Here is a 12929-nt window from a genome sequence, read left to right as displayed (position 1 = left end):
ATGGCCGGAGACAGTAATTCGCGAGAACAGAATTTTTGGCCTGGATTCGTCGATGCTCTGACCAACGTCGTACTGGTCATGGTGTTCGTGGTGGTGGTATTCGCCATATCCATGTTTAGCAGCATGCTCAAAATATCCAAGGTGAAAGTCGAGCAAAGCGTCGAAAAGAAAGTGGAAGAACGAAGTGTCCAAGCCAAACAATTAGTTAGCCAAGCGCAAGCCGAAACCCAGGTTGAACGCGAGCGAGCCGAACGTCTGCAAGAGGAAAACCAGCGACTGTCGGAGGCCCTTGGAGCGGCCCAGCAAATTCCGTTCGCCGAAGGCGATCCCGCCGCCCCTAGTCGAAATACGCAACCGCAGTCCCCTGTGACGATCTCAGGTCGGCGCCCCAGCATCAACGTGAGCTATGCGCTTGGCGTCACGACTCTAGAAGAAAAGCTCATCGCGGCGCTGGATGGGGCGCTCGGCGGCTATGAGTCCGCAGGTCGATGGAAGGTGTTATTGCAGGCCTCCATGGCCGAGCCATCGCCTAGTGAAGCACGCCGATTGGCCTTTTATCGCATTGCAGTGTTGCGCGACCACTTGGTTTCCAAAGGGGTCGCCCCTGGCAACATCGAGAGTGTCATCCTTAATGCACCCGCCACTGACGGGCGAAGCCATGTCGCTGTCCGCATCAGGAACTAGCCAATCATGCCAGGCCCCTACGCAACGGCTAATGAACGCACTGCAGATCGCGAACACCGGCAGGCCGCCATGCTGTCCGAATTGCGTGCACCGCGCGTCTGGATACTGGGACTTTCGATCATTGTGATATTGCTCATTACCTGGTCGGCATTTGCATCGATCCGAATGGTGGTGCGGGCCGAAGGTCGGGTCATTCCCTCTACCCGCAGCCAAGTCGTGCAACACCTGGAGGGTGGCGTAGTACTCTCCATCGATGTCGCTGAAGGCGACACCGTTCAGAAAGGTGATTTGTTGGCACAAATCAGCGATGTTCAGGCCAATTCGCAAATGGGTGAACGTCGTGTGCGAGAACTCGCCTTGGTCGCAAAAGTGGCCCGTCTAAAAGCCGAGGCTACGGGGGGCAACATGGATAGCATGACGCCACCCGACCTGCCAAGTGAAGCCGCGCAGTCTATCCGCATCGAGCAGGAAGCACTGTTAGCGCGACGTCTGCGTCTGGAGCAGACTCAACGCGTATCCGTGGAGCGGGTCATGCAAAAACGCTCCGAACTCGCGGAATTGACCATGCGCCGCAGCAATTTGGCGACCGAACTAGAACTGTCTCAGCGCCAGCTACAGATCGCTGCCGACATGCTTGAGCGCGAGGCGGCCTCAAAGCTCGAAGTGCTGGAAGCACAATCACGTGTACAACGTTTGCGAACCATGATCTCAGAAGCAGATACAGCGCTTCCTCGATTACGTTCAGCAATCGCTGAAGCCGAAAGCAATAGTCAGGAGGCGGAATCACTCTTCCGCGCCGATGCTCGCACTGAGCTTACCGCCACCCAGACCGACCTACAGCGAGTTCAGGAGGAACTCAAGGCGAGTAACGACCGGATGAACCGAACCGAACTGCGGGCACCCGTTTCAGGTGTCGTCAATCGGGTAAACATCTCCACTATAGGAGGCGTCATCCGCCCCGGCGATGCGGTAGTCGAACTCACGCCTTCCAGCGACCACTTCGTAGTAGAAGCCCGCGTGCGGCCGGCCGACCGGGCAGAGTTGCATCCGGGTCTTCCCGTCCATGTTCGCCTGTCCGCCTACGACTATGCATCCTTCGGCGTGGCCGAGGGGCGCTTGACCGAGGTCAGCGCCGACACCGTACCCGATGAACGTGGCGAGCGATATTACCGTGTGCGCATCAGCATTGAAGGCGAGCAGCACCCCTTCGCAGGACGCCCCATCATGCCCGGCATGGTCGCTACGGCGGAGATCGTCGTGGGACGCAGAACCGTACTCGACTATCTCCTTTCGCCACTGAATCGTTTTGCCCGCGTTGCCCTGAGCGAGCCACGCTGACGGCTGACGGCTGACGGCTGACGCAGAGTGGGGAGCCCAATTTCTTAGGAAGCACGGCAAAATCATGAAAACATTACGAGCAATCCATCAGCATCATCTGTTCCTCACTTGGACTCCGCTTGTCCTAACGGCATTGGCAGCCCTGTTATTTCACGAATTCGTCATCCACGCCATTCTCACTAACGTAATTCTCAACGGCATTATTATCGGCACGGCGATCGGCGGCGCGTTGCTCATGCTGCTGCGTATCCGGGCGATTCGCCGCGAGTGGCAAGTCTTTGAGCAGTTTGCGCTACTCGACCCCGAGCCGGACTCACCTGCCGAGCGTCTGCAGCAAGACTCCGTGGCTTCACGCTTGCTGACTAACCTTGGACGCATTCGGCGTACGAATGTAGCGTCGGCCATTGAGCAGTCGCACATCCAGGAAGAACTTGAAGATGTCCACCGCGTCCTAGACAGTCGCCAAGAGGCCGCGCAATACGTCGTTGGCTTGATGATTGCGTTAGGGCTGCTTGGCACTTTTATCGGACTGCTGGAAACCTTGGTGGCTGTGGGTAACCTGATTGGTGGTTTTTCCAGTGCAGACCCGAACCAGGATGTAGAAAAGGCTCTGACCGAGCTTATCGGCAACCTAAAGTTCCCTCTTACGGCCATGGGTACCGCGTTCAGCGCCTCCATGTTCGGCCTGCTGTGTTCATTGATGCTCGGCATCATGATGTTGTCGGTGCGGGCTTTCCAGGTGGAGTTCTTGCAGTTTGCTCGTAGTGTGGTGGATGAAATTACCGCACACACACATGCCCCCGACAGCAATCTGATGCAGGGCACTGAAACCATCGACGAAGCGCTATGGACGCATCGCATCGCCGATCTGCAGCAGATGCAAGAGCGCTTGCATGGACAGGTTCGAGAGATTGCGATGCAGGGCAAGCGCAACGAGGAGCGCCAAGGCGTGCTGCTTTCGTGTGTCGAGAGCCTTGTTTCTTTTGCCTGGAAAGCCGACGACAAGGTACAGGCATTGGAAAGCCACTTGGCGGTGTTGCCCGCGTTGTTACAGAGCACAAAGGAAGCTCACTACTCCACGGAGCAACTGATCGAAACCGTGATGCAGCTGCTGCGCCAAAGCGAGCAGCAGCATCAAGGCCTGGCGCGCAGTTTGATTTACCAGATGGGCGAATTCGCAACACAGGTCGATCAAACCCATGCCGAACAAGCACGGCGCACTCACACAACGCTTGTTGAAGTCCTGGATCAGCGTCTGGCAACCGCTGAAGCGCAGACAATCCAAGCGAACGAGGTCCAGCGTTCAGAAGTGCATCACCATGAAATGCTGGAGCGCGTTTTCAACGCCTTTGGTGAAGCCAACGCTGCCACACACACGCAGATGCAGCGTCTGCACCACGACTCACTGGAACAGACGCAGTTACTTCAGGCAATGATCAAGACAGTGGCTAGTGCAATTACACAAGCCCAAGTTCAGACGGAGAAGCTCAACGAGTGGGTGCTAGTCCAGCGTAATGATGCAACGGGTACGGAAATCGCCTACGAGGTTGCACAGGGAACCGAACGATTGGAGCGTGAGCTTCGTGTTGGAATGGCGGCAATGATTAGTGTGCTGCGTAACCTAAAGAACGATGCAAACTGTGATAACCCAGAGGAGGCACTCTGATGTTAAACCTGACAACGATTACTCGCGAGAGTGGCACGTTCAAGCTGTCCTTCAACCAATCTGAAATCGCCAAGGTTTCCGTAACGGATGTCGACCTGGTCATCGAGCTGAAAAACGGTAAGAGTCAGGTGCTGCTCGGCGGGGCCGTGGATGCGTTGGCTGAAGCCCCCCCGCAGGCAATCTTCAGCGACGGTGCATCTATTCCGACGAGCAAACTGCTAAACCTGGTCAGCGAATTCGGCGTCTCCGCAGTCGAATCGCCTCTGAGCGTGCCTAACGTGAGTCCAGCTCCCAAAGTGGAGACCAAGGAAGAAACAAAAGAGGAAACTAAAAACGAGATTAAAGAAACCTCTGCAGAGGGAGCGCAGCCGTCCCAATTATCGGACGCCACAGAACAACTGCCCGTATCTGCCGCGGCGCCCGCACCGCCGAGCCCGACCGATGCCACTTCCGAGGCACTCAAGGCCCTGGTCGAGCATAGCAGTGCTCGACCACAGATCGCACAGCCCATTATCGACGATAATCCGCCGCAGATCGTTCGCCCACCTGCGCCAGCCAGCAGCACGCCCATACCGGTGCACAAAAGCAGTGTAGCGGAATCGCCAACCTCCCCCGTGCCAGATAGCGGCGGAGGGGACGCACCCGTACAGCCTCAGATCGTGCTCCTTCCAGCAGAGTTCAGAGGACTGAATCTGCTCAACGTTGTTGGTGTTCGTCAAGACGGCGCCACTCTCTCGGGCGCCGGCGGCGATCTTTCTACGGCTCACGACGGAAGTCTAGGGGCGCAATCTGCCCCTGAACATATTATCGGCACCTCGGGTAACGACGTGATCTATGGCGATGATGCACAACGCCTGGGAACTGGCTTCGCCAAGGTGCTGCAACTCACCCTGAATAACAGCGCAGCGGTCGACAGCTACTCCGTAGCCGGGTTGCCGAGCGGCTTTAGCTTTGAAGGAGGCAGCGTCGATACGAACGGTGTCTGGCACCTTAACGTGCCGTCGCCAGAGTCAGGGCCTTCATTCAACGGCACCTATGAACTCTCGAACAAACTGCTCTATCCGACGGATATTGCTACGGACAATACCGGGTTTGCTCAAAGCTTCGAGATCACGTTCACTGTGTCGGTGACCGACTTGTCGGGCCACATTACCAACTTCACAAAAACAGCTACGGTGATCGTCAAAGACGTCAATACATCCAGTGATCTGTTGGTCAATTCGCTAGGTACGGATTTTACCCTGGTACTGCCCGCCAGAGGATTGTCCAACTTTATTGACGGCGGCGCGGGCGATGACACTCTCTATGGCAGCTCTGCCAACGATACCCTGGATGGCGGCAGCGGCGTTGACGCGATGTTGGGCGGCGGCGGCAATGACACCTACGTCGTGGATAACGTAGGCGACACGGTGACAGAAGCCTCCAATGGCGGCACCGATTCAGTCTTGGCTTCGGTCAGTCATACACTTTCGCCAAACGTCGAGAATCTCACACTCACAGGCACCACTGCTGGGCTCATAGGCACTGGCAACGACCTTGCCAATGTGCTGACGGCGAATGTTGCAGGGAACACACTGCAAGGATTGGCGGGTAACGATACGCTAAATGGCGCAGCGGGAGATGACGTTCTAGACGGTGGCAGCGGCGCAGACACGATGGTCGGGGGCGCCGGTAACGACACTTACGTCGTGGATGATACAAGAGATACGGTAACCGAACTGGCAGACGCTGGGACCGACCTGGTTGAGAGCGGCGTCTCGTATACCCTGACAGCCAACGTCGAGAACCTCACCCTTGTCGGTACAACGACCGAATTGCTCGGTACCGGCAACACACTGGCAAACGTCCTGACCGCAAACGAGGCCGGCAGTACCCTGCGCGGGATGGCCGGTAACGACATTCTCAAGGGTGGAGAAGGCAACGACACGCTCGATGGTGGCAGCGGCGCCGATGTATTGGCCGGTGGCATGGGGAACGATACCTATATCGTGGACAATACCGGCGACACCGTGAGCGAAGCGGAAAACGCGGGCACAGACACGCTCATATCCAGCATCGACTACACACTTGGTGATAACGTCGAAAACCTTACCCTGAGCGGCGCCTCCGACCTAAACGGTACCGGCAACGAGCTCGACAACACTCTGACGGGTAACAGCGGAGCGAACCTGCTTATTGGCGGTGCGGGCAGCGATACACTCATCGGTGGCGCAGGCAACGATATTCTTGATGGTGGCCTTGGCGCTGACCAAATGGCAGGTGGCACAGGAGACGACACGTATGTGGTCGATGAAGCGGGCGACCACGTTACCGAGGGTTCGGGAGAAGGTACAGACCGTATACAGGCGAGCGCGAGCTATGCGCTCTCGGCCAATGTGGAGAATTTGACGCTGACTGCAAGCGCGGATATTGACGGCACAGGCAACGAGCTGGCCAACCGTATCGAAGGCAACAGTGGCAACAATCGACTCTCAGGCGGTGCCGGTAACGACACGCTCATGGGTGGCGCAGGCAACGATACCCTGGATGGCGGTTTCGGTGCCGATGCCATGGTGGGTGGCCAGGGTGATGATGTCTACTACCTGGACGACGCGGGCGACACGGCGATTGAAGCTGCCGGAGAAGGCACGGATATCATCTATTCGAGCATTAGCCACAGGCTGGATGCGAACTTTGAAAACCTGACACTCACCGGCAGCTCGGATCTGGACGGCACAGGCAACGACCAGGACAACATCCTCACTGGCAACGATGGACGCAACCGCCTTGATGGTGGCCTTGGGTCCGATACGCTCATTGGCGGTGCCGGTGATGACACGCTTGACGGTGGCGCGGGTGTCGACTCAATGACCGGAGGTGCCGGCGATGACATTTACGTCGTGGATGACACCCGCGACGTCGTCATTGAAGCGCTCAACGGGGGTACCGATCTGGTACAGGCATCGGTGAGCTACACCCTCTCATCCAACGTGGAAAACCTCACCCTCACGGGCTCAACCCCAGGCCTGACGGGCACAGGTAATGCGCTGGACAACGTGCTGACGGGCAATAGCGCAGGCAATATCTTGACGGGCATGGCCGGCAACGACACCCTGATCGGCGGCGCCAGCAACGATACCCTGGACGGAGGCACAGGCGCCGACTCGATGGCCGGTGGCCAAGGCGACGACACTTACCGGGTTGACAACCTCGGAGACAGGATCACCGAAGCCACCAACGAAGGTACGGACCTGGTGATCGCCAGCATCGACTTCGACCTGGGCGCAGGCAGTAACGTAGAAAATCTCACGTTGGCGGCTGGAACAGCGAACCTCAATGGCAAGGGGAACGAGCTTGTCAACATGCTGACTGGCAACGACGGCGACAACAGGCTCGATGGCGGCATGGGGGCGGATACGATGGCAGGTGGTAAGGGCGACGACACCTACATTGTGGACAACGTGGGTGATGTCGTGACCGAGGTTACGGGCGAAGGCCTGGATAGTGTGCTTACATCCGTGACATACACCCTTTCTGCCAATGTGGAAAATCTCACGCTCACAGGGACCGAATCCCTCACCGGCACAGGCAACGCATTGGACAACGTGCTGAGAGCCAACGACGCAGGCAGCACCCTTGCAGGTCTCGCCGGCAATGACACCCTGATAGGCGGCGCCGGCAACGACACACTCGACGGCGGTGCGGGCGCGGACACCATGACGGGTGGCCGCGGCGACGACGTTTACTACGTCGATGATGCACACGACAGCTTGATCGAGAACGCAGGGGATGGAACAGACTCCGTCTTGGCAGCCGTCGATTACGCCCTTGCGGTGGGCAGCAACATTGAGAACCTTACCCTTGTCGGTACGGCCGATCTGAATGGATCAGGCAACGAGCTCGCCAACATCATTACGGGCAACGATGGCGCCAACCGGCTCTCGGGCGGTGCTGACACTGATACGCTGATAGGCGGTGCGGGTAATGACACGCTCGATGGCGGTACCGGTGCCGACATCATGTCAGGGGGAACCGGAGATGATACTTACTACGTAGACGACACGGCTGATGCCATCAACGAAAGCGCAGGGAATGGCACTGATCTGGTGATGTCAGAGGTGAGTTACACCCTCGCTGCGAATGTCGAGAATCTGACACTCACCGCCACTGCCGCCAACCTCAGTGCTACCGGCAACGAACTCGCTAACGTACTCACGGCTAACAACACTGGCAGCCGTCTCTTTGGCCTGGCCGGTAACGATACCCTCATAGGAGGCACGGGTGGCGACACACTCGACGGTGGGAGCGGCGCCGACACCATGTCGGGGGGAAGCGGAAATGACACATACTTTGTGGACAACATTGGAGATGTGATCAACGAGTCGCCAGGCGCAGGGACGGACCAGGTCTACAGTACGGTGAGCTACACCCTATCCTCCGATGTGGAAAACCTTACTCTCACAGGTTCCGATGCGAACCTGACGGCCACCGGTAACGCTTTGGATAACCTGCTCATCGCCAACACCGCCGGCAGTAGCCTGAAGGGCATGGCAGGCAATGACACCCTGACGGGCGGCGTAGGCAACGACACCCTCGATGGAGGCACCGGTAACGACACCATGGCGGGTGGCGCTGGGAATGATACTTACTATGTGGACAGTACCGCCGACGTAGTGACCGAGGCTGCCAACGCCGGTACTGATCTGGTGTCCAGCAACGTGACCTACACCCTGGCAGCCAACGTGGAGAACCTGACGCTCACGGGAACCAGCGAAAACCTGACGGCCACCGGTAACGCCCTGGATAACCTGCTCATCGCTAACAGCGCGGGCAGCAGCCTGATGGGCATGGCTGGCAATGACACCTTAACCGGGGGCGCAGGCAACGATACGATGGATGGAGGAGCCGGCAATGACATCATGGCTGGCGGTGCAGGCAACGACACCTATGTGGTGGATTCAGCAAGTGATGCAGTGATTGAAAACGCCAGTGAAGGCACAGACACGGTCCGTGCGAGCCTGACATATAGCCTCGGCGCCAATGTGGAAAACCTGATCTTGGGCGGTAACACCGCAGGCCTGGTGGGCACGGGGAATACGCTGGACAACATGCTCACCGCCAACAACGCGGGAAGCAGTCTGATGGGCATGGCAGGTAACGACACACTGGTCGGCGGTACCGGCAACGATACGCTGGATGGTGGCATTGGTGCAGATTCGATGGCGGGAGGTGCAGGCAACGACACCTACTATGTCGAGGATGCGGGAGACGTGGTTAGCGAGGCCGCAAATTCCGGCACGGACCTCATCTACAGCACTATCAGCTATACGCTGGCAATCGGAGGCAATGTAGAAAACCTGACGCTGACCGGCTCCGCAGCGATCAATGGCGCAGGCAATGAGCTCGACAACCTCATTACCGGCAACAGTGCCGCCAACACCCTTCTCGGCGGCGCCGGCAATGACACCCTCGATGGTGGCGCTGGGGCCGATACCATGGATGGTGGTCTGGGGAACGACACCTACTACGTGGACAATGCGGGGGACGTGGTCGTTGAGTCCGCCAACTCAGGTACTGACCTGGTCTACAGCAGTATCAGCTACGTATTGACTGCCGATAGCAACGTCGAAAACCTGACCCTGACAGGTGCGTCGGCAATCAATGGGACAGGGAACGCTTTCGACAACGTCCTGACCGGCAACAGTGCAGCAAACACGCTCGACGGCGGCGCAGGTAACGACACCCTTGATGGTGGCGCTGGGGCCGATACGCTCATCGGAGGTCTTGGCAACGACACCTATTATGTGGACAACGCCAACGACTCAGTCATCGAGAGCGCTGGACATGGTACAGACCTTGTTATGGCGTCGTTAAGCCACACACTGGCGGCCAACGTGGAGAACCTTACCCTGACAGGTACCACGGCAGGCCTAAGCGGTACCGGCAATGCGCTGGATAACATCCTCGTTGCCAACAATGCCGGAAACAATCTCTTCGGGATGGCGGGTAACGACACCCTGACAGGGGGGACCGGCAATGATGCACTTGACGGTGGGACGGGGGCTGATTCGATGGCCGGCGGTACGGGCAATGACACCTACACCGTAGACAACGCGGGCGACGTCATCACTGAAGCCTCCGGTGCAGGTACTGACCTCGTCTTTACCAGCATCGACTATACGCTTGCCGCCAACGTGGAAAACGGCACGATCGCCGCCAATAGCGCTGCACGCACGCTCACTGGCAATGCGCTCAATAACACGCTCACTGCCAGCACATCTGCCGATACGCTTAACGGCGGTGCAGGCGACGACACCATGGTGCTTAACAATAGCAACTATCTAACCGCTCGCGCTGACGGTGGGGCCGGAAGCGATACCCTGCAGATCAGCGGTCTTACTCAGAACTCGTCCGTGAACCTGAGCAACCTGACCGGACGCGTCACCAACACCGAGGTGATCAACCTCAAGGACGGCGCCAACGAGTTCATCTCGGTTTCGGCTACGGACATCCAGAGCATTGTAGGACAGGGCACAAGTTCATCGCTCACCATCCGTCTCGATGCCTCCGACAGCATCGTGGTGCAGTCTGGCAACTTCTATACCGCCAACGCTGGGGGCTCCGTCTATACATTCTACAACGCGGATCCAACACTCGGAGGGGCTCAACAAATTGCGCAAATCAATGTCAGCACCGTTTGATCCACCGACTCAGAGCAGTGACTCCAGTGGGCACGCGAGTCCACCAAAAGATCCGGTAACACCCGCTGTCAGCGAAGCTGTGGGTGCAGCACCGAACGTGCCCGCCACCCATCACTTGCGTCTGCTGCAGGCCATAGCGCCCTTTGGTATCGAGATCGGCTTATCCAGTCTGCTGATCAATACCTGTGGGCTCCTGATGCCGGTCTTCTCGATGCTGGTGTATGACAAGGTAGTAGGCAATGGCAACTACGAAACCTTGTGGGCGCTCGGCGCAGGCATGGTGCTTGTACTGCTGTTCGAGTTCGCCTTGCGCATTGTCCGCAGCTACGCTGCCGAGCGGCTGGGAGCGGTAGCGGAGTTGCGCATGGATGGGCGCTTCATCGATAGAGTGTTGCAGGCGAATGCGCAACAGGTGGCCGCGCCAGGCGTGCTGATGTCGCGTTACCGCGATTTAGCAGGTGCCCGTGACGCACTACTCAGCCAGTACGCGGTCGTCGCAGCGGACCTTCCCTTCTTGCTGTTGTTCTTGTTGACGCTCGGCTTGATCGGCGGGCCGCTGGTCATCATCCCCCTTCTATTCGCCCTCCCCATTCTGGCAGGACAATGGCTTGCCAGCCGGCCGTCGCGCGATTACGGCGCTCGCAGTCAAGCGGCCTCAGCACGCAAAGCGACATTACTGTCAGAGATGGTGGGCGCCCTCGCCTTCCTACAGACGTCTGCGTTGCGTCATGTCTTCGCGAGTCGCTGGGAAAACGAAATACAACAAGGCGCCGTTTTACGCAGCCGGCAGCGATTTTGGCAGACCGCCTCGCAAGCCTGGGGAGGCATGTGCCTGGGCTTGGCCTCGGTTACCTTGCTGGCCACTGGCGTCTACCGCATTGAAGCGGGCGCTATGAGTGTCGGCTCGCTTATCGCGTGCTCACTGATCCAGTTAAGAACCATGGTCCAGATGACTTCGATTGTTTCGCTCGTACTCGGCTGGAAGGACCTCAGCCGCACGCAGTCTGAACTGGACACTGCCGCAACGCCGCAGGCCAAACCAGACGTATCCGAGGTTTCCATGCAGGAAGGGGGGGGTGAAATTTCAGTGCTCCACCTGACTTGCCGCCACCCATCCGGTGATACCTCTCTGGTCGACGTGAACCTATGGATTGCACAAGGCGAGCGTGTGGCGATCATCGGCCGACCAGGCTCTGGCAAGTCCACGTTGCTACGCTGTCTGGCCGGCGTTCAAGAGCCAACCGAAGGTCAAGTACTGATAAGCGGCATGCGCGTACAAGCGTGCGCAGCGGATGACCGCGCCCAATGGATGGCATACAAACCACAGGAGCCTTTGATTTTGGGGCCGACCCTGCAGGACGACCTCGCCACGCATCAAGGCGAACGTGCCGACCTCGCTCTGGAACAAACGGGGCTTGCAGCGTCGCTTAGAAATGGCGAAATGCGGCGTGACCAGCTGACATCCCCCTACGGCGGACAACCGCTATCAGGTGGTCAGCGGCAGATTCTGGCGCTAACCAGAGTCCTGGCCTCGGACGCTAAAATTTTTCTCCTCGATGAGCCGACCTCAGGCGTCGATGCGGAGACTGAGGCCAAGCTGACCCATGCCGTAGACCAACTCACCCGTGGCCGGACTGTTGTGATCGCCACGCACAGTACAATGTTGCTGAACATGATGGACAAGATTATCGTTCTGGATCGTGGCAAGGTTGTTGCCTACGGTTCGCGTGAGCAACTGCTTTCGCCGAATTCAGCCCAAGCGCCGCGGTAATCCAATGACGCACCAGTGGTTCACGACCCGACGCCTGGTTGAATCAATGTACATAATAAATAAGAACTAGCGCCTTACCTTGAAAAACACAGTGCAAAAGTGAAGCAGGCAGCGTGAGAAAAACGGTAGTAAGCCCTCAAAAACTCATTAACGCCCGCACTTACCACACAACAAATCTAAGCACTAACAAATACCACAGGGGAGGCTTCACATAAAAACAGCACACCCACTCACCTCGTACAAATCACGCCAAGCAACCACTTGTACAAAAGCACAACATCTCCATCCACAAACTTACCAAAGGCAGTCCTCTAGCAACAGCCGGATCATTAAAAATGATCATGACTGATTTTCATTGAGCACGGCGGCCTCAGGTTCCAAGTGCAACAGTCAGTTAATGGTTTCGAGTTTGTTGCTCGCTGATAGCTGAAGGTAATCAACCAGTACTTCGACCGGAAACTTCCAACCCAGCGTCTGGCGTGGTCGAGTGTTTAGCATGTCGGCAATTTCGTCCAGTCGCTCCTGGGTGACCTGGGAGAGATCAGTGCCTTTGGGCAAATACTGGCGGTTGCTGCCGCGCTGCCATGGGCTGTGTGGATCTGCAAAGTAAATCTTCATGCCGGTGTGTGCCGTGATTTCAGCGTGGCGGGCCATTTCACTGCCTTGGTCGTGCGTCATGGTTTTCAGCAGTGATAGCGCCATCCGCGACATCTCTCTGGTAATGGCTTGAGCGGCTGCATCGGCAGTCGGTGCGTCGAGTTTTGCCAAGATCACGTAACGGCTGGTGCGC

6 protein-coding genes are annotated in these 12929 nt (G+C 57.7%); 5 read left to right on the top strand and 1 reads right to left on the bottom strand.

What is annotated here, in order from left to right; translation table 11 throughout:
- The 5 genes from ACIOZM_RS15895 (at position 1) to ACIOZM_RS15875 (ending at position 12139) form a co-directional block, all read left to right on the top strand.
- Entirely contained in the window at positions 1 to 684 is a 684-nt protein-coding gene (locus ACIOZM_RS15895) for a hypothetical protein (RefSeq protein ID WP_401215547.1), read from the top strand.
- Between the two features lie 6 nt (positions 685 to 690).
- On the top strand, positions 691 to 2022 hold the full coding sequence (locus ACIOZM_RS15890) for an HlyD family type I secretion periplasmic adaptor subunit (protein WP_401215545.1): 1332 nt from the start codon (positions 691 to 693) through the stop codon (positions 2020 to 2022).
- 64 nt (positions 2023 to 2086) lie between these two features.
- A complete protein-coding gene (locus tag ACIOZM_RS15885) occupies positions 2087 to 3688 on the top strand; it encodes a hypothetical protein (protein ID WP_401215543.1) in 1602 nt (533 codons plus the stop codon).
- Positions 3688 to 10368 carry a beta strand repeat-containing protein gene (locus tag ACIOZM_RS15880; RefSeq protein WP_401215541.1) on the top strand — a complete coding sequence of 2227 codons (6681 nt, stop codon included), beginning with the start codon at positions 3688 to 3690 and terminating at the stop codon, positions 10366 to 10368. Before ACIOZM_RS15885 ends, ACIOZM_RS15880 begins: the two co-directional genes overlap by 1 nt.
- Positions 10369 to 10465: 97 nt before the next feature.
- Entirely contained in the window at positions 10466 to 12139 is a 1674-nt protein-coding gene (locus tag ACIOZM_RS15875) for a peptidase domain-containing ABC transporter (RefSeq protein ID WP_401215538.1), read from the top strand.
- Between the two features lie 390 nt (positions 12140 to 12529).
- Here the strand turns inward: ACIOZM_RS15875 and ACIOZM_RS15870 are convergent.
- The coding region (locus ACIOZM_RS15870; RefSeq protein WP_401215536.1) for an IS30 family transposase at positions 12530 to 12929 on the bottom strand (400 nt) is incomplete at its 5' end.

The sequence above is a fragment of the Pseudomonas sp. NPDC087346 genome, from assembly GCF_044744235.1.
Classification (GTDB): Bacteria; Pseudomonadota; Gammaproteobacteria; order Pseudomonadales; family Pseudomonadaceae; genus Aquipseudomonas.
This window is presented reverse-complemented; position numbering and strand designations above follow the sequence as displayed.

What these genes read in the sequence shown, in the direction of transcription:
- ACIOZM_RS15895 (WP_401215547.1), top strand. Translation starts at nt 1, where the DNA reads ATGGCCGGAGACAGTAATTCGCGAGAACAGAATTTTTGGCCTGGATTC.
- ACIOZM_RS15890 (WP_401215545.1), top strand. Translation starts at nt 691, where the DNA reads ATGCCAGGCCCCTACGCAACGGCTAATGAACGCACTGCAGATCGCGAA.
- ACIOZM_RS15885 (WP_401215543.1), top strand. Translation starts at nt 2,087, where the DNA reads ATGAAAACATTACGAGCAATCCATCAGCATCATCTGTTCCTCACTTGG.
- ACIOZM_RS15880 (WP_401215541.1), top strand. Translation starts at nt 3,688, where the DNA reads ATGTTAAACCTGACAACGATTACTCGCGAGAGTGGCACGTTCAAGCTG.